Origin of the sequence: Pseudomonas sp. B21-010, from assembly GCF_024749325.1 — a bacterium.
Lineage (GTDB): Bacteria > Pseudomonadota > Gammaproteobacteria > Pseudomonadales > Pseudomonadaceae > Aquipseudomonas > Aquipseudomonas kilonensis.
Genome location: NZ_CP087198.1, coordinates 3,335,327 through 3,352,459, shown reverse-complemented (window position 1 = coordinate 3,352,459; position 17,133 = coordinate 3,335,327). Strand labels below are relative to the sequence as shown.

17 protein-coding genes are annotated in these 17,133 nt (G+C 62.0%); 11 read left to right on the top strand and 6 right to left on the bottom strand.

The window, feature by feature from the left end:
* Window positions 1-3: 3 nt before the first annotated feature.
* The 4 genes from LOY50_RS14690 to LOY50_RS14675 all read right to left on the bottom strand — a co-directional run bounded on the left by LOY50_RS14690 (window position 4) and on the right by LOY50_RS14675 (window position 2,178).
* A complete protein-coding gene (locus LOY50_RS14690) occupies window positions 4-405 on the bottom strand; it encodes a hypothetical protein (protein WP_018610475.1) in 402 nt (133 codons plus the stop codon).
* Window positions 406-656: 251 nt separating this feature from the next.
* Window positions 657-797: a hypothetical protein gene (locus tag LOY50_RS14685; RefSeq protein WP_258691283.1), complete on the bottom strand. Its 141-nt coding sequence runs from the start codon at window positions 795-797 to the stop codon at window positions 657-659.
* 292 nt (window positions 798-1,089) lie between these two features.
* Window positions 1,090-1,569, bottom strand: coding sequence for a nuclear transport factor 2 family protein (locus LOY50_RS14680; protein WP_046062452.1), 480 nt, complete (start codon window positions 1,567-1,569; stop codon window positions 1,090-1,092).
* Window positions 1,570-1,614: 45 nt separating this feature from the next.
* On the bottom strand, window positions 1,615-2,178 hold the full coding sequence (locus tag LOY50_RS14675) for a TetR/AcrR family transcriptional regulator (protein WP_253474980.1): 564 nt from the start codon (window positions 2,176-2,178) through the stop codon (window positions 1,615-1,617).
* 121 nt (window positions 2,179-2,299) lie between these two features.
* On the opposite strand from LOY50_RS14675, the gene pssA reads away from it, so the two are divergent.
* From pssA to LOY50_RS14620, 11 genes are all read left to right on the top strand, one after another.
* A complete protein-coding gene (gene pssA / locus LOY50_RS14670; protein ID WP_003202029.1) occupies window positions 2,300-3,643 on the top strand; it encodes a CDP-diacylglycerol--serine O-phosphatidyltransferase in 1,344 nt (447 codons plus the stop codon).
* A gap of 11 nt (window positions 3,644-3,654) precedes the next feature.
* Window positions 3,655-4,671 (top strand): AraC family transcriptional regulator, encoded by a 1,017-nt coding sequence (locus LOY50_RS14665; RefSeq protein WP_214510364.1) that lies wholly within the window; start codon window positions 3,655-3,657, stop codon window positions 4,669-4,671.
* Between the two features lie 248 nt (window positions 4,672-4,919).
* Window positions 4,920-5,891: an NAD-dependent epimerase gene (locus LOY50_RS14660; protein WP_258688028.1), complete on the top strand. Its 972-nt coding sequence runs from the start codon at window positions 4,920-4,922 to the stop codon at window positions 5,889-5,891.
* A gap of 32 nt (window positions 5,892-5,923) precedes the next feature.
* On the top strand, window positions 5,924-6,667 hold the full coding sequence (locus tag LOY50_RS14655; protein ID WP_214510366.1) for a glycosyltransferase family 2 protein: 744 nt from the start codon (window positions 5,924-5,926) through the stop codon (window positions 6,665-6,667).
* 1 nt (window position 6,668) lies between these two features.
* On the top strand, window positions 6,669-6,962 hold the full coding sequence (locus tag LOY50_RS14650) for a lipid-A-disaccharide synthase N-terminal domain-containing protein (protein ID WP_092143294.1): 294 nt from the start codon (window positions 6,669-6,671) through the stop codon (window positions 6,960-6,962).
* Between the two features lie 67 nt (window positions 6,963-7,029).
* Entirely contained in the window at window positions 7,030-8,487 is a 1,458-nt protein-coding gene (locus tag LOY50_RS14645) for a glycosyltransferase family 39 protein (RefSeq protein WP_258691243.1), read from the top strand.
* 261 nt (window positions 8,488-8,748) lie between these two features.
* Window positions 8,749-10,413 (top strand): AMP-binding protein, encoded by a 1,665-nt coding sequence (locus tag LOY50_RS14640; RefSeq protein WP_258688025.1) that lies wholly within the window; start codon window positions 8,749-8,751, stop codon window positions 10,411-10,413.
* A 16-nt stretch (window positions 10,414-10,429) separates the two neighbouring features.
* A complete protein-coding gene (locus tag LOY50_RS14635; protein ID WP_258688018.1) occupies window positions 10,430-11,191 on the top strand; it encodes an SDR family NAD(P)-dependent oxidoreductase in 762 nt (253 codons plus the stop codon).
* A gap of 12 nt (window positions 11,192-11,203) precedes the next feature.
* Complete coding sequence (locus tag LOY50_RS14630) at window positions 11,204-12,394, top strand: acetyl-CoA C-acyltransferase (protein ID WP_258688010.1); 1,191 nt, start codon at window positions 11,204-11,206, stop codon at window positions 12,392-12,394.
* 9 nt (window positions 12,395-12,403) lie between these two features.
* Entirely contained in the window at window positions 12,404-13,531 is a 1,128-nt protein-coding gene (locus LOY50_RS14625; protein WP_079303339.1) for an acyl-CoA dehydrogenase, read from the top strand.
* 13 nt (window positions 13,532-13,544) lie between these two features.
* A complete protein-coding gene (locus LOY50_RS14620) occupies window positions 13,545-14,318 on the top strand; it encodes an enoyl-CoA hydratase (RefSeq protein ID WP_003202009.1) in 774 nt (257 codons plus the stop codon).
* 445 nt (window positions 14,319-14,763) lie between these two features.
* Here the strand turns inward: LOY50_RS14620 and LOY50_RS14615 are convergent, their stop codons facing one another.
* Both LOY50_RS14615 and LOY50_RS14610 read right to left on the bottom strand, forming a co-directional pair.
* Window positions 14,764-15,915, bottom strand: a complete 1,152-nt coding sequence (locus tag LOY50_RS14615; protein WP_003202007.1) for an acyl-CoA dehydrogenase family protein — start codon at window positions 15,913-15,915, stop codon at window positions 14,764-14,766.
* A gap of 3 nt (window positions 15,916-15,918) precedes the next feature.
* Window positions 15,919-17,025: an enoyl-CoA hydratase/isomerase family protein gene (locus LOY50_RS14610; RefSeq protein ID WP_214510371.1), complete on the bottom strand. Its 1,107-nt coding sequence runs from the start codon at window positions 17,023-17,025 to the stop codon at window positions 15,919-15,921.
* Between the last annotated feature and the right edge of the window lie 108 nt (window positions 17,026-17,133).

The following is a 17,133-nucleotide window of genomic DNA, read 5'->3' as shown; positions in this document are numbered from 1 at the left end:
GGTTCAGATGTCGCGAAACAGATCGTGGGCATCCAGCAGCCGCCAGGCAATCTCCGGGCGTTTTTCCAGCCCACGGCGGATGGCGGCGGGAATCGACTGGCGAATCTTGCGGCACAGGCCGGGCTGGTCCTGGAATTCGATGGCGATGCCGCGCATGGTCCGCACTTCGTTGTAGCCAGGCTCGACGCTCAGGCGGATCCCCAGGTTTTCGTACAGGCGTTGCTGCAGGCGCTGGAGTTCGTCGAGGTCCTGGATGTTCTCCAGACGCTCAAGCAGGCGTTTTTCTTCCTGGCGATTCAGGCAAAGGATGCGCAGGTCGCTACCAGGCGCTTGCAGCAAGGCATCACGGCCACAATCGCAGACGCCGGGCGGGCAGGGGGGACGGATCGGAATCGACGCGGTCATGGGCTCCACAAAGTCTGATGCACAACGTATCGCCGGCCCAGGCAATGTGATGCCTGGCGGCATGTGGGTCAAGCCTGTTGGAGGGGCCGCTGGTCTGGCGCTACTGCGTGCCCACCGCTGTACTGTGGGAGCAAGCTTGCTCGCGATAGCGGTGGGTCAGCTTGGACCCTTGCTGGATTTGCCGCCGTCATCGCGAGCAAGCTCGCTCCCACAATGGGATTGGAGTACGACCGGGAGAGCCAGGTCGGCTACTAGGCCGCCTCGGCGTGGACGTTGATCTCGGGCGCCCCGTTAACCACGCTGGCCGAACGCAGGCATTGCGCAGTGGGCACCTCGGCATGGATGCCGAGGTAGCCGCGCTGGGCCATGGATGGCCCTTCGCGGCGGCCCACGGAGCAATGCCGGAGTGGGGCACGCCGAGCCTAGGCGAGGTGCCGAGTGGTGGGGCAAAGCGCTTTTGGTTACTTTTGGCTGGTCCGGCTCCCGGCTCTTCCAAAAGTGACCCGCCGTAAGGGCGGAACCCTAAGCCGCCGTCACCGCATAAATGGATATGTACTCAGTCAGACCGCCATCGCGAGCAGGCTCGCTCCCACAGGGGATCCATGTCGGACACACCATGTGTATTCGCTGAAATCCAATGTGGGAGCGAGCTTGCTCGCGATGGCGGTGGTTCAGTCGAAAGCGTTACAACCCCAACTCAGACAACCCCGGATGATCGTCCGGCCGGCGGCCCAGCGGCCAGCGGAACTTGCGCTCGCTTTCCTTGATCGGCATGTCGTTGATGCAGGCATAGCGGTTGTACATCAGGCCTTGCTCATCGAACTCCCAGTTTTCGTTGCCGTAGGAACGGAACCAGTTGCCCGAGTCGTCGTGCCATTCGTAGGCGTAGCGCACGGCGATGCGGTTATCGGTGAAGGCCCAGAGCTCCTTGATCAGCCGATAATCCAGCTCCTTGGCCCATTTGCGGGTCAGGAATGCCTTGGCTTCCTCGCGGTTATGGGCGAATTCGGCGCGGTTACGCCATTGAGTATCCAGCGTGTAGGCCAGGGATACTTTCTGTGGGTCACGAGAGTTCCAGCCGTCTTCGGCCAGGCGAACTTTCTCGATCGCCGATTCACGAGTGAACGGCGGCAACGGCGGACGAACTTCGGAAGAGGCAGACATGGCGGATCTCCAGTGAATTGACGAATTGCACAAGGGTTCAACAGGTCAGGCGTGCAGCAGTTTTTCGAGCAAGTCCTGGGCGTCGTCAGCCGCGCTGTGGTCGCCCATGACCAGCGCCACGGTAATGGCGCCGTCAATCAGAATCAGCAGTTGGCGGGCCAGTGCGTCCGGGTTCTGGACACCTTGTTCGACGCACAGCCGGGTTACGTAATCGAGCAACTTCTGTTTGTGCAGCTTCGCCACCTGGCGGACCGGATCCTGTGGATCGCCGGTTTCGCCACTGGTGTTGATGAATGCGCAGCCGCGGAAACCTTCGCTGTCGAACCAGCCCTTGAGCACGGTGAACAGGTTGAGCAGCCGTGCAGTCGGGGTCGGCGCCTTGTCCACTTCGGTGCAGAACCAGTGCATCCAGCGTTCGTCCCGCCGCCTGAGGGCGGCGACGATCAGGTCGTCCTTGTTGGCGAAGTAGCGATAGACACTTTTCCTGGAGACGCCGGCGGTTTTTACCAGAAGGTCCATGCCGGTGGCGGCGATGCCACTTTTATAGATCAACTTTTCAGCGACATCGAGGATGATGTCTCGTGTTTCATTACCAGTGATTTCGTTCATGAAACAAAAGTAGAATGATCGTTCTCCTTGGTCAAGTCATTTTTTCTCGAGGACAGGAAGACCCAAACCCATCCATGGTGTAAGCTCATCCGTTCTTCGGAATCGACCTTTTGCGAGCCCTATGCCGTCGCTTTTCAAACGCTCCCTGCTGCCCAAGCTGCGCAGCTTTGCACTGACCGCCGACGCGGTGACCATCCTCGATGGCGCTGCCCAATTCCGCCGTTGCCTGCTGGAGAAAATCGCCCAGGCCACCCAGCGCATCTACATCGTCGCGCTGTACCTGCAACAGGACGAGGCCGGCCAGGAAATCCTCGATGCCCTGCATGCCGCCAAGGCCGCGCGTCCGGAACTGGATGTGGTCGTGGTGGTGGACTGGCTGCGGGCCCAGCGCGGGCTGATCGGCGCCAAGAAGCAGCCGGGCAACTCGGCGTGGTACCAGGAACAGACTCGCACCCATGCCAGCGAAGTGCCGATCTACGGCGTGCCGGTGCAGACCCGCGAGCTGTTCGGCGTGCTGCACTTGAAAGGCTTCGTGATTGACGACTGTGTGCTCTACAGCGGCGCCAGCCTGAATAACGTCTACCTGCACAAGTTCGACAAATACCGCTACGACCGCTATCACCTGCTGCAGAACACGGCACTGGCCGATTCGATGCATCACCTGGTGCAGCACGGCCTGGTCACCTCCAGGGCCGTGCACCGCCTGGACCTGCCGAACCTGCCCAGCACCCGCAGTTTGCGCAAGGACATCGGCGACCTGCGCAGTCGCCTCAAGTACGCGACCTATGACACCAGCGTTGGCAGCCTCGACAAGAGTGGCCTGTCGGTAAGCCCGTTGCTGGGCGTGGGCAAGAACAATCCGCTGAGCCGGGTGATCGGTGAGCTGATCGCCAGCAGTCGCCAGCAACTGACCATTTGCACACCGTATTTCAACCTGCCCCTGGCGGTTACCCGGGAGCTCAATCGCGCCTTGGCCCGTGGGGTCAAGATCGACATCATCGTCGGCGACAAGACCGCCAACGACTTCTACATTCCGCCAAGCGAGCCGTTCAAGATCATCGCGGCGCTGCCATACCTCTACGAAATCAGCTTGCGACGCTTCGCCAAACGGCATCAGCGCGCTATCGACAGTGGTCAATTGAACCTGCACCTGTGGCGTGACGGGGACAACACCTATCACCTCAAGGGCATGTGGATCGACGAGCGCTACACCTTGCTGACCGGTAATAACCTCAATCCGCGGGCCTTTCGCCTGGACCTGGAAAACGCGCTGTTGCTGGATGACCCCAAGGGCGAGTTGCTGGCGCCGCGCCAGGCCGAGCTTGAACAGATCTACCGCCACACCCGCCGGATCGAACGTTACCTGGACCTGGAAACCCTGCCGGATTACCCCGACGCCGTGGCCAGGTTCCTGAAACGGGTCAGCCGGGTGCGGATAGAACGGCTGCTTTACCGGATCCTGTGAACACCCGCGCCATGTCGAAAAAAGACACCATCTCCATTCAGTTGGTGCGTGAGGCGCTGCTGCAAAGCTGCGCCCCCGGAGCGGCTACCGATGAGGTATTGAGCAAGGTGGGCATCGATCCCGCGTTGCTCGACGACGCCCAGGCACGGGTCCCGGCCCATGCCTATGCGCGGCTCTGGCGTTTGCTCGCCCGGCGCCTGGATGACGAGTTTTTTGGCATGGACCCGCGCAAGCTCAAGTCCGGCAGCCTGGCGTTTCTCTGCCAGTGCGCCATGGCCCAGCCCACGCTGGCGAGCGGCTTGACGGCGGGGCTGGGGTTTCTGTCGCTGATGCTCGAACACCTGCCGGCCCAGTGGGTGCGCCAGCAAAGCCTGGCGGAGATCGTGCTGCTGGAAGACGATCAGGAGCCGCGCCGGGCCTTTACCTATTTCACCTACTGGATGATCGTCCATGGCGTGGCCTGCTGGCTGGCCGGGCGGCGCATTCCCATTCTTTCCGTCGAACTGCGTTGCCCGGCGCCGGATTTCTGCGACGACTATCGGGTGATGTTTTCCCAGAACCTGCGTTTTGACCGGCCTCGCACCCGAATGATTTTCGCCGCCGAATGCCTCGACCTGCCGATCAGGCGCAACGCTGATGAGCTCAAGCGCTTCCTGGCCCAGGCCCCGGCCAACATCCTGGTCAAGTATCGCAACCCGCAAAGCCTGGCCAGCCGTATCCGGCACGACCTGCGGCAGTTGCCTGCCGAACAGTGGCCGGAAACCGAGGCCCTGGCCCAGCAGCTGTGCGTGTCCGCGTCCACCCTGCGCCGACGCCTGGCGGAGGAGGGCCAGACTTACCAGGGCCTCAAGGACAGCGTGCGCAAGGATCTGGCGATCACCTGGCTGGCCGAGCCCTCCATCAGTTTCGTCGAAATCGCCTCACGCCTGGGTTTTGCCGATGCCAGCTCCTTCTACAAGGCGTTTCGCAAATGGTCCGGGTCCAACCCGGGGCATTATCGCAGCCTGATTCTCAACGACCCTGATTGACCCATCGGCTGACCTCCAATCTTGTGCCTACCCAAGCCCCCTGTGGGAGCGAGCTTGCTCGCGATGAGGGGCTGGCAGTCGATGAAGAGGCGGCTGAGCCACCGCTATCGCGAGCAAGCTCGCTCCCACAGGGGTTTTCGCTACGCTCATAAAACCGTCATTTATTTCTGATACAAGCCTGTGCAGGCCCCGGAAAAGCCGGGCCATCCATCAGGGTAATGTATGCAAATGACCGTTTTGGGCCGCGTATGAGAGTACTGGTCACCGGCGTCGCAGGGTTCATCGGATTTCATACCGCCAAGCGGCTGTGCAGCGATGGCCATCAGGTCATTGGCATCGACAACCTCAACAGCTACTACAGCGTCGAGCTGAAACAGGCACGACTGGCTCAGTTGGCCGAATGCCGCGATTTCCGCTTTCAGTTGCTGGATGTGGCAGACAAACAGGCACTGTTGGAGTTGTTTGCCGAACATGCCTTCGACCAGGTCGTCCACCTCGCGGCTCAAGCCGGCGTGCGTTATTCGATCGACAATCCGGACGTTTATGCGCAAAGCAACCTGGTAGGTTTCCTCAACGTGTTGGAAGCCTGCCGTGCCCATCGGCCGGCGCACCTGATTTTCGCCTCGAGCAGTTCGGTGTATGGCTTGAACGACCGCCTGCCGTATGCCACCACCGACCCCGTCGATCAGCCGGTATCGTTCTATGCGGCGACCAAGCGCGCCAATGAACTGATGGCCCACGCTTACTCGCATCTCTATGGCATTCCCACCACCGGCCTGCGGTTTTTCACTGTGTATGGGCCTTGGGGACGGCCCGACATGGCGCCGTTCAAATTCACCGATGCGATCCTCAATGGGCGCGCCATCGACGTTTACAACGATGGCGCGATGTCTCGCGATTTCACCTATATCGACGACATCGTCGAGGGCCTCGTGCGGCTGATACCGCTGCCGCCGACCGATGAGAGCGGCGTGCGCAACAAGGTCTACAACATCGGCTTCGGCTCACCGGTGAAGCTTTTGCAGTTTATCGAGTGCATTGAAGAGGCGCTGGGCACCCGCGCGATAAAGAATTTCTTGCCGTTGCAATCGGGCGACGTGGTCGACACGTGGGCGGACACTCGCGAACTGGAGGAGCGGGTGGGGTTTCGCCCACAGGTCGCAGTGCCCGTCGGTGTGCAGTCGTTTGTCGATTGGTACCGCGCGTATTACCGCGTTTAACCCCTCATTCCTCAGCTTTTTACTGGAGCGTCATGCACGAAACCCCTTATGTGTCGGTCCTGATTCCGGCAAAGAACGAAGCAGGCAACCTCATTCCATTGCTGGAAGAAGTACGTGCGGCGCTGGTCGACGAGGCTTTTGAAGTCATCGTGGTCGACGATGGCAGTACCGACGCCACCGCCGCTGAGTTGCGGACGCTGCAAGGCAGCGGCTACCAGCAGTTGCGAGTGCTCAGCCACACCCGTTCCCTCGGACAGAGCACCTCGATCTACCACGCCGCTGAAGTGGCACGCGGGCATTGGTTGGCAACCCTGGACGGCGACGGTCAGAACGACCCGGCCGACCTGCCGAAAATGCTCGACCTGGTGCGCGGCTCCGAAGGCACCCCCGCGGGCGTCAAGCTGGTGGCAGGGCATCGCGTCAATCGCCGGGACACGGCGAGCAAGCGTTGGGCCTCGCGGTTTGCCAACAAATTGCGCGCCAGCCTGCTCAAGGACCAGACGCCCGATACCGGTTGCGGCATCAAGTTGATCGAGCGCGAGGCGTTTCTGCGTCTGCCGTATTTCGATCACATGCACCGTTTTATTCCGGCGCTGATCCGCCGTCACAACGGCCGGATGCTGGTTCAACCGGTCAATCACCGTGAGCGCGGGGCCGGGGTGTCCAACTACGGCAACCTGGACCGGGCGCTGGTGGGCATTGTCGATCTGTTCGGGGTGTGGTGGCTGATCAAGCGCACCCGCCTGGACGTCAACGCACAAGAAACCGAGGTTTGAAATGGGCAGAGAATCGTTGTGGTTGGCCGTTGGCTTCGGTGGTCAATTGGCATTCACCGGGCGTTTTGCCCTGCAATGGCTGTACAGCGAATACAAGAAGCGCAGCATGATTCCCGTGGGCTTCTGGTACCTGAGCATCATCGGCAGCGCGCTGTTGCTGGCCTATGCCATCTACCGCGAAGACCCGGTGTTCATTGTCGGCCAGTCCTTCGGCTTTATCGTTTACCTGCGCAATTTGCAGTTGATCGCCAAGCATCATGAGCAGGAAAACCCCGAACTGGCCAAGAAGGGCTGAGACGGTGCGGATACGATTATCTTCCTCGCGGCTCGAGCTCCTGGCGTTTGTGGTATTGGCCTTGATCATGGTGGGCGCGGGCCTGGGCTGGCGCCAACCGATGAACGTCGATGAGGAGCGCTTCCTTGGCGTTGCCCTGGAGATGCTGCAGAACGGCTCTTGGTTCATTCCCCATCGTGCCGGTGAAATCTACGCCGACAAGCCGCCGCTGTTCATGTGGACGGTGGCGCTGTTCGTGCAACAGACCCACCTGCCCAAAGTTGCCCTGTACTTGCCCGCGCTGCTGGCAGGCGCCGTCACCACTGCGTGTCTGTATGACCTGGGCCGACGTTTGTGGGGACGGCGTGTTGGGGTGATCGCGGCGCTCTTGTTTCTCGCGACTTACCAGACCTACAGCATCCTGCGCACCGGGCAGATCGATGGTTTCCTTGCGCTCTGGACCATCCTGGGGATCTATGGCCTGTGCCGGCACATGCTGCTCGGCCCGGCCTGGCGTTGGTACTACGTGGCGTGCGCGGCGATGGGGTTGGGGATCATCAGCAAAGGCGTGGGGTTTCTGCCGGTGCTACTGCTGATTCCCTACGCCTATGCGCTGCGCAAAGGTTGGAAAGGGGTGGTGGCCATGCCTGGCCAGGCGGGACGCTGGTGGCTGGGGCTGGTCGTAGCATTGGCCGCCATCGCGTTATGGCTGGGGCCTTTGCTGATGATTGTGGCGCAGGGCAGTGCCGACAGCCTGGCGTACGCCCAGGAAATCCTGTTCAAGCAGACCGCTGGGCGTTATGCCAACGCATGGGAGCATCGCGAGCCATTCTGGTATTTCTTCGTCCAGGTGATTCCGAAGTACTGGCTGCCGATTGTGTTCATGCTCCCCTGGCTGCTGCCGGCCTGGCGTAAACAACTGCTCAAGCACGACGGTCGGGTGTTGGTGCTGCTCGGTTGGGTACTACTGGTGTTGGTGTTCTTTAGCCTGAGCAGCGGCAAACGCAAGCTGTATATCTTTCCCGCGTTACCCGCGTTGATTCTGGTGGTGGCGCCGCTTGTGCCGTGGATGCTGCGCCGCTGGTTTGGCGCGCGACCGAGGGGCAGGGTGGTCTTCAACGTATTGGCTGCGCTGTGGCTGTGTGCCTGGTTTGTGCGCGGTTTTATCGAGCCCCACAAGGAAGGCATCAACCCCCACCAGACCTTGATGCGCGATGTCGCCGGGATGACTTCAAATGCCGAGTTGGTGCTTGTGGGGTGGCGTGAGGGGCATTGGCTGTTCGCCCAGCAACCCATCGTGCATTTCGGCTTTTATAACGGCAACTCCCTGGAACAATCCGCCACCTGGCTGCGCAGCCACCCCCAGGCCTTCGTCCTGGTGCCCGCCCGGGACCTGGCCCGCTGTTACGACCCGCAAAAGGCTCGCCGGGTCGGCGATACCTCAAGGGCCGAGTGGTTCCTGGTGGGGGCTGATGCGGACAACCAGCGCTGCCAGTCGCCAGCGCCGGAGAAGGTGTATTCGTTTGCCTGGCAGCAACCCTTGTAGCGGCTGAACCACCGCCATCGCGAGCAAGCTCGCTCCCACAGGGGATTGGTGGGGGGCCTCGACTTTGTGACCGCCCAAACACCCTGTGGGAGCGAGCTTGCTCGCGATGGCGGCCGTACTGACAACACATCCCTCGGACCATGGCCAAACCAGTCAAGCAACTTGAAAGCTTTGACCATTGCCGCCACAGCCCTTCGGCGCGAGTATTTGCCTGCTATTACGGTTCCCCCAACCAATAAAAACCACAGAGGGATGCTGGTCATGCGCGATTATTCGTCCGCCACTTCGCAGTTCGATTACCTGCACACTGTCAACACCGCACTGCACGGCTCGCTCGAGGCGCTCAATGCCTGCGTCGAGTGTTGCGACCGGCATGCGTTGCCAGGGCGCATCGCCTTGTTCTGGGAGGGCCGTGACGGCAGCGATGCGACTTGGACTTACCGTGACCTGCAGGACAACGCCGCGCGGTTCGCCAACTTCCTGCGGGCCCAAGGCGTCGGCAAAGGCGACAAAGTGGCCGGCCTGCTGCCGCGCACCGCTGAACTGTTGATCGTGGTACTCGCCACCTGGCGCATTGGGGCGGTGTATCAACCGCTGTTCACCGCATTCGGGCCCAAGGCCATCGAGCACCGCCTCGGCAGCTCGGGGGCGCGCTTGGTCGTCACCGATGCGGTCAACCGTCCCAAGCTCGACGAAGTCGCCGGTTGCCCCACCATCGTCACGGTCGGCGGCGAAAAGGGCCAGGGCATCGTGCGCGGCGACTACAGTTTCTGGGCCGAAGTGGCGAACTACTCCAGCCAGTGCGAACCGCTGATGCTCACCGGCGAAGACCCGTTCCTGCTGATGTTCACCTCCGGCACCACGGGACCTGCCAAGGCGCTGTCGGTGCCGCTCAAGGCCATCGTGGCGTTTCAGAGCTACACCCGTGACGCCGTAGGCCTGCGCCCTGAAGACGCCTTCTGGAACGTCGCCGACCCGGGCTGGGCCTACGGCATCTATTTTGGCGTGACCGGGCCGCTGGCCATGGGGCATCCGATTACCTTCTACGATGGCCCGTTCACCCTGGAAAGCACCTGCCGGGTCATCAATAAATACGGCATCACCAACCTGACCGGCTCGCCCACGGCCTATCGCCTGTTGATCGCCGGTGGCGAGCAGTTTGCCCGCTCGATCAAGGGCAAGCTGCGCATCGTCAGCAGCGCTGGTGAGCCGTTGAACCCGGAGGTGATCCGTTGGTTCGCCGATAACCTGAACGTGGTGATCCACGACCATTACGGCCAGACCGAACTGGGCATGGTGCTGTGCAACCACCATGGGCTGGAACATCCGGTGCACCTGGGCGCGGCCGGTTTTGCCTCGCCAGGCCATCGGATCGTGGTGCTGGATGAAAACCAGCGCGAGCTGGGCGTAGGCCAGCCGGGCATTCTCGCGCTGGATCGCAGTCAATCGCCCATGTGCTGGTTCGCCGGTTACGAAGGCGGGCCGACCAAGGCCTTCGTCGGTGACTACTATTTGAGCGGCGACACCGTGGAGCTGAACCCCGACGGCAGCATCAGCTTCGTGGGCCGTAGCGACGACGTGATTACCACCTCCGGCTACCGGGTCGGTCCGTTCGACGTGGAAAGCGCACTGATCGAACACCCGGCCGTGGTGGAAGCGGCGGTGATCGGCAAGCCCGATCCGGAACGCACCGAGCTGGTGAAGGCCTTCGTGGTGCTCAGCGCGCAGTTCCGTGCCTCACCGGAGCTGGCCGAAGAGCTGCGCCTGCATGTGCGCAAGCGCCTGGCGGCCCATGCCTATCCCCGTGAAATCGAATTTGTCAGCGACTTGCCGAAAACCCCGAGCGGCAAATTGCAGCGCTTTATCTTGCGCAACCAGGAAATCGCCAAGGCTCAAGAGGCCGTGGCGTCCAACGTTTCAGCTTGAATCCAAGGAAACCATGATGCAGATCGACAACAAGATTTTCCTCGTCAGCGGCGGTGCTTCCGGCCTCGGCGCGGCCACCGGTGAAATGCTGGTCAAGGCCGGCGCCAAAGTGATGCTGGTGGACCTCAACGCCGACGCCGTGGCCGCCCAGGCGCAAAAACTGGGTTGCCGGAGCGTGGTGGCCGACATCAGCAACGAAACGGCGGCTGAAGCGGCGGTCAAGGCCACGGTCGATGCGTTCGGCGGTCTCAATGGCCTGGTGAACTGCGCCGGTATCGTGCGCGGCGAGAAGATCCTCGGCAAGAACGGTCCCCACGCCCTGGCCAGCTTCAGCCAGGTGATCAACGTCAACCTGATCGGCAGCTTCAACCTGCTGCGCCTGGCGGCTGCGGCCATTGCCGAAACCGAGGCAGACGCCGACGGCGAGCGCGGGGTGATCATCAATACGGCGTCGGTGGCGGCCTTCGATGGACAGATCGGCCAGGCGGCTTATGCGGCATCCAAAGGCGCCATCGCCAGCCTGACGTTGCCGGCCGCCCGCGAGCTGGCGCGTTTCGGTATCCGGGTGATGACTATTGCGCCAGGGATCTTCGAGACCCCGATGATGGCCGGCATGACCCCGGAAGTCCGTGATTCCCTGGCCGCCGGCGTGCCGTTTCCGCCACGCCTTGGGAAACCTTCCGAGTACGCGGCGCTGGTCAGGCATATCATTGAAAACAGCATGCTCAACGGCGAGGTGATCCGTCTCGACGGTGCCTTGCGTATGGCAGCCAAATAATCAGGAGGATTCATGATGTCCAACGATCCTATTGTCATCGTCAGCGCCGTCCGCACCCCCATGGGCGGTTTCCAGGGCGAACTGAAAAGCCTCAGCGCCCCGCAGCTGGGTGCCGCCGCCATCAAGGCCGCCGTGGAGCGAGCCGGCATCGCACCCGACGCGGTTGAAGAAGTGCTGTTCGGTTGCGTACTCGCCGCAGGCTTGGGCCAGGCACCGGCGCGTCAGGCCGCGCTGGGCGCCGGGCTAGACAAGTCGACCCGCTGCACCACGCTCAACAAGATGTGCGGTTCGGGCATGGAAGCGGCGATCCTCGCCCATGACATGCTCATCGCTGGCAGCGCCGAAGTGGTGGTGGCCGGCGGCATGGAGAGCATGTCCAACGCGCCGTACCTGCTCGATCGTGCTCGCAGCGGTTACCGGATGGGCCATGGCCGGGTGCTTGACCACATGTTCCTCGACGGCCTGGAAGACGCCTACGACAAAGGTCGGCTGATGGGCACTTTCGCCGAAGATTGCGCCGAAGCCAATGGCTTCAGTCGCGAGGCCCAGGATGCCTTCGCCATTGCATCCACCACCCGCGCCCAGCAGGCGATCAAGGATGGCAGTTTCGAAGCCGAGATCGTGCCGTTGCAGGTCATGGTCGGCAAGGAGCAAGTGACCGTGCGCCACGACGAGCAGCCGCCGAAAGCGCGGATCGACAAGATCGCCTCGCTCAAGCCGGCGTTCCGCGAGGGCGGCACGGTGACGGCGGCCAACGCCAGTTCCATTTCCGATGGTGCCGCTGCCCTGGTGCTGATGCGCCAGAGCCAGGCTGCCCAGCGTGGCCTCAAGCCCTTGGCGGTGATTCACGGTCACGCGGCGTTTGCCGATACTCCGAGCCTGTTTCCCACCGCACCGATTGGCGCCGTGAAGAAACTGATGCAGAAAACCGGTTGGTCGCTGGATCAAGTCGACCTGTTCGAAGTCAACGAAGCCTTTGCCGTGGTAGGGCTGGTGACCATGGACAAGCTGGAGATTGCCCATGACAAGGTCAACGTCCACGGCGGCGCCTGTGCACTGGGCCACCCGATTGGCGCGTCTGGCGCACGGATCCTGGTGACCCTGCTGTCAGCCCTGCGCCAGAAAGGCTTGAAGCGCGGCGTCGCGGCCATTTGCATCGGCGGCGGCGAAGCCACGGCCATGGCCGTCGAATGCCTGTATTAAGGAATCACCATGCTCCCGACTGAAGAACAGACCCAAATCCGCGACATGGCCCGGCAGTTCGCCGAGGAACGCTTGAAACCGTTCGCCGCCGAATGGGACCGCGAGCACCGTTTCCCCCGGGAAGCCATTGGTGAAATGGCCGAGCTGGGCTTCTTCGGCATGCTGGTGCCGGAGCAGTGGGGCGGCTGTGACACCGGTTACCTGGCCTACGCGATGACCCTGGAGGAAATCGCCGCTGGCGACGGCGCGTGCTCGACCATCATGAGCGTGCACAACTCGGTGGGCTGCGTGCCGATCCTCAAGTTCGGCAACGATGAGCAGAAGGCGAAATTCCTCACGCCCCTGGCCAGTGGCGCGATGCTTGGCGCCTTCGCCCTGACCGAGCCCCAGGCCGGTTCGGACGCCAGCAGCCTCAAGACGCGGGCGCGGCTGGAGGGTGATCATTACGTGCTCAACGGTTGCAAGCAGTTCATCACGTCCGGGCAGAACGCCGGGGTGGTGATTGTGTTCGCGGTGACCGACCCGAGCGCAGGCAAGCGTGGCATCAGTGCATTCATCGTGCCGACCGATTCGCCGGGCTACAGCGTGGCCCGGGTCGAAGACAAACTCGGCCAGCACGCCTCCGACACCTGCCAGATTCTCTTCGAGGATGTGAAGGTGCCGGTGGGTAATCGCTTGGGTGAGGAGGGCGAGGGCTACAAGATCGCCCTGGCGAACCTGGAAGGCGGGCGCGTGGGCATCGCGGCGCAAGCGGTGGGCATGGCCCGCGCGGCGTTCGAGGCGGCGCGGGACTATGCCCGGGAACGCTCCAGTTTCGGCAAGCCGATCATCGAGCACCAGGCCGTGGCGTTCCGCCTGGCCGACATGGCGACCCAGATCGCCGTGGCCCGGCAAATGGTGCACTACGCCGCTGCCCTGCGAGACAGCGGCCAGCCGGCGCTGGTGGAGGCCTCCATGGCCAAGCTGTTCGCCTCGGAAATGGCTGAAAAAGTCTGCTCCATGGCGTTGCAAACCCTGGGCGGCTACGGTTACCTCAACGACTTCCCGCTGGAGCGCATCTACCGCGACGTGCGGGTCTGCCAGATCTACGAAGGCACCAGCGACATTCAGCGCATGGTCATTTCGCGCAATCTTTGAACAGGAGTCCTGCATGAGCTATGAAACGATTTTATTGGAGATCAAGGACCGCGTCGGCCTGATCACCCTCAACCGTCCCCAGGCATTGAACGCCTTGAATGCGCAGATCGTCAGCGAACTGAACCAGGCGCTGGACAGCCTGGAGGCTGATCCGAAGATTGGCTGCATCGTGCTGACCGGCTCGAAAAAAGCCTTTGCCGCCGGTGCCGATATCAAGGAAATGGCCGAGCTGACCTACCCGCAGATCTACCTGGACGACCTGTTCAGCGACAGCGACCGAGTGGCCAACCGTCGCAAGCCGATCATCGCGGCAGTGAACGGTTTTGCCTTGGGCGGTGGCTGTGAGCTGGCGTTGATGTGCGACTTCATCCTGGCCGGCGACAACGCCAAGTTCGGCCAGCCGGAGGTCAACCTCGGCGTGCTGCCAGGCATGGGCGGCACCCAGCGCCTGACCCGCGCGGTGGGCAAGGCCAAGGCCATGGAAATGTGCCTGACCGGACGCTTCATCGACGCGGTGGAAGCCGAGCGTTGCGGCATCGTCGCGCGGATCCTACCGGCCGATGAGTTGCTGGACGAGGCGCTGAAGACTGCAGCGTTGATCGCCTCCAAGTCGGTGCCCATCAGCATGATGGTCAAGGAAAGCGTCAACCGCGCCTTTGAAGTCAGCCTGTCCGAAGGCGTGCGCTTCGAGCGCCGAGTATTCCACGCGGCGTTTGCGACGCAGGATCAGAAGGAAGGCATGGCGGCATTCGTAGCCAAGCGTGCGGCGGAGTTCCAGGACAAGTAAGGCGGCGTTTTCACTGACGCCATCGCGAGCAAGCTCGCTCCCACAGGGGATTTGGGGTGTATGCAGCCTTTGTGTGCGCCATCAAACCCCGTGGGAGCGAGCTTGCTCGCGATTGGGCCTGAACATTCAGCATCTCAGCGACAGATACACCGCCATCGCGAGCTTGCTCGCGATTGGGCCTGAACATTCGGCATCTCAGTGACAGATACACCGCCATCGCGAGCAGGCTCGCTCCCACAGGAGATCGGAGGGATACGCAGCATTTGTGTGCGCCGCTAAACCCTGTGGGAGCTGGGCTTGCCCGCGATGGCGGCGGTACATTCAGCCTATAAATGACTGATACACCGCTATCGCGGGCCCCACAGGGGCCGTGACCTGGCACAGTATTCTGTGTGCAGCACAGATTCAGTGGGAGCAAAGCTTGCTCGCGATGCTTTTACAGCCATCACACCAGGTAGTGTTTCAACTCCCGGGCGATGACCATGCGTTGTATCTCGCTCGACCCTTCATAAATCTGGGTAATCCGCGCATCGCGGTAATAGCGCTCTACCGGATAATCCTCGAGATACCCATACCCACCATGAATCTGTATGGCCGAGGAGCAGACTTTCTCGGCCATTTCCGAGGCAAACAGCTTGGCCTGGGAGGCTTCTGACAGGCACGGCTTGCCGGCGCTGCGCAGGCGGGCGGCGTGGAGGATGAGCAGGCGGGTGGCGTTGATGCGGGTGTGCATGTCGGCCAGCAGGTTGGCGATGCTCTGGTGCTCGATGATCGGTTTGTCGAACTGTACGCGATCACGCGCGTAAGCCAGCGCCGCTTCAAAGGCAGCACGGGCGATGCCCAAGGCTTGCGCAGCAATGCCGATGCGGCCACCTTCCAGGTTGGACAGGGCGATGGCCAGGCCTTTACCGCGAGCCCCCAACAGATTGGCCTCGGGGATGGTGCAATTGCTCAAGGTGACCGCGCAGGTGTCCGAGGCGCGGATGCCCATCTTGTGTTCGGTGCGATCAACGATAAAACCCGGCGTATCGGTGGGCACCAGGAACGCCGAAATGCCTTTCTTGCCCAGTTCCGGGTCCGTCACGGCAAACACGATCGCCAGTTTTGCTCGCTTGCCATTGCTGACGAACTGCTTGGCGCCGTTGATGACCCACTGGCCATCGCGCAATTCGGCCCGGGTGCGCAGGTTGTGGGCTTCGGAGCCGGCCTGGGGTTCGGTCAGGCAGAAGCAGCCAATGGCCTGGCCACTGGCGAGGTCGGCCAGCCACGTCTGTTTTTGTTCATCGGTGCCGAAATTCAGCACCGGCCCGCAACCCACCGAATTGTGGATGCTCATCAGTGCGCCGGTAGCACCGTCGCCTGCGGAGATTTCTTCCACGGCCAGGGCATAGGCGACGTAATCGACGTAGGTACCGCCCCATTCTTCCGGCACTACCATTCCCAACAGGCCCAGTTCCCCCATCTTCGCCACCAGGCCATCGTCAATCCAGCCGGCCTTTTCCCACGCCTGGGCATGGGGGGCGATTTCACCACGGGCGAAGTCCCGGGCCATGTCGCGGATCATCACTTGTTCTTCGGTCAGTTCGAGGTCATGCATGGCTCAGTTCCCGTGGTCGTCGAAGCCGTCGAAGAAACTCGCCACATGGTCAGCGTCCAGCGCCTCCAGGGTCGGCGGGTTCCAACGCGGGTTCTTGTCTTTGTCGATCAGCAAGGCGCGCACACCTTCGATCAGGTCACCGCGCTCGAACCATTGCTGATCCAGATGCAGTTCCAGGGCAAAACAGTCTTCCAGGCTCAAATGCCGACCGCGCCGCAGCATTTCCAGGGTCACGGCCGTGGCCAGGGGAGAGCGGCTGTCCAGCAGGTCGGCGGTCTTAATCGCCCATTCGTGGCTGTTGGCGACGGTGACCTGGCGCAACTGCTCGACCATGCTCGGCACGTCGGGCAGGCCAAAGAAATGGTCGATGGCTGGCCGCAGGTCGGCCAGGGGCGGGGCAGGCAGCTGTTGCACACCAAGCTTGGCCAGCAAGCTTTGCAGGTCCTTGAGTGGCGTATCACCCCACGCCAGGCGATCGAGGCGCGCATCGAGCTGTTCAAGCTTGCGACTGTCCAGATACCAGTCGGCCAGCCCGCAATACAAGGCGTCAGACGCACGGATCTGCACGCCGCTGACGCCCAGGTAGATACCCAGTTCGCCAGGAATGCGCGGCAGGAAGTAACTGCCGCCCACGTCCGGGAAATACCCGATGCCGACTTCCGGCATGCCCAGGCGGCTGCGCTCGGTCACCACCCGCAGGTCGGCACCTTGGGCCAGTCCCATGCCGCCGCCCAGCACGAAGCCATCCATCAAGGCAACGATCGGTTTGCGGTAGTGATGAATCGTCAGGTCGAGGGCGTATTCCTCGACGAAGAAGTCTTCATGCAGGGTGTCACCCTGCTTGTGGCTGTCGTACAACGAACGGATATCACCGCCGGCGCAAAACGCCTTCTCGCCCGCGCCACGCAGCACCACGGCGCGGATCTGTGGGTCCAGAGCCCAGGTATCGAGTTGTTGCTGCAAGCTGCGCACCATGCCCAGGGTGAGGGCATTGAGGCCGGCGGGGCGGTTCAGGGTCAAATGGCCAATGTGATTGCGAACTTCGACCAGCACCTCATAGGCCGCGGTTTCGATGGTTCCCGCAGCGTGTGATGAAACCTGAGCTGTCATCGCTAACTCCCTGCTTTTATTCTTCTTTATGAATTGTGTCGCGCGTACCCATTCAGGATCGTACCAGTGCAAATTTGCATTGCACAACAGGGATACGTGCAGGTCCTT

Bases quoted from the DNA above. Each gene is read 5' to 3' on its own strand.
- LOY50_RS14690 (WP_018610475.1), bottom strand. From the start codon at position 405: ATGACCGCGTCGATTCCGATCCGTCCCCCCTGCCCGCCCGGCGTCTGC.
- LOY50_RS14680 (WP_046062452.1), bottom strand. From the start codon at position 1,569: ATGTCTGCCTCTTCCGAAGTTCGTCCGCCGTTGCCGCCGTTCACTCGT.
- LOY50_RS14675 (WP_253474980.1), bottom strand. From the start codon at position 2,178: ATGAACGAAATCACTGGTAATGAAACACGAGACATCATCCTCGATGTC.
- pssA (WP_003202029.1), top strand. From the start codon at position 2,300: ATGCCGTCGCTTTTCAAACGCTCCCTGCTGCCCAAGCTGCGCAGCTTT.
- LOY50_RS14665 (WP_214510364.1), top strand. From the start codon at position 3,655: ATGTCGAAAAAAGACACCATCTCCATTCAGTTGGTGCGTGAGGCGCTG.
- LOY50_RS14660 (WP_258688028.1), top strand. From the start codon at position 4,920: ATGAGAGTACTGGTCACCGGCGTCGCAGGGTTCATCGGATTTCATACC.
- LOY50_RS14655 (WP_214510366.1), top strand. From the start codon at position 5,924: ATGCACGAAACCCCTTATGTGTCGGTCCTGATTCCGGCAAAGAACGAA.
- LOY50_RS14650 (WP_092143294.1), top strand. From the start codon at position 6,669: ATGGGCAGAGAATCGTTGTGGTTGGCCGTTGGCTTCGGTGGTCAATTG.
- LOY50_RS14645 (WP_258691243.1), top strand. From the start codon at position 7,030: ATGGTGGGCGCGGGCCTGGGCTGGCGCCAACCGATGAACGTCGATGAG.
- LOY50_RS14640 (WP_258688025.1), top strand. From the start codon at position 8,749: ATGCGCGATTATTCGTCCGCCACTTCGCAGTTCGATTACCTGCACACT.
- LOY50_RS14635 (WP_258688018.1), top strand. From the start codon at position 10,430: ATGCAGATCGACAACAAGATTTTCCTCGTCAGCGGCGGTGCTTCCGGC.
- LOY50_RS14630 (WP_258688010.1), top strand. From the start codon at position 11,204: ATGATGTCCAACGATCCTATTGTCATCGTCAGCGCCGTCCGCACCCCC.
- LOY50_RS14625 (WP_079303339.1), top strand. From the start codon at position 12,404: ATGCTCCCGACTGAAGAACAGACCCAAATCCGCGACATGGCCCGGCAG.
- LOY50_RS14620 (WP_003202009.1), top strand. From the start codon at position 13,545: ATGAGCTATGAAACGATTTTATTGGAGATCAAGGACCGCGTCGGCCTG.
- LOY50_RS14615 (WP_003202007.1), bottom strand. From the start codon at position 15,915: ATGCATGACCTCGAACTGACCGAAGAACAAGTGATGATCCGCGACATG.
- LOY50_RS14610 (WP_214510371.1), bottom strand. From the start codon at position 17,025: ATGACAGCTCAGGTTTCATCACACGCTGCGGGAACCATCGAAACCGCG.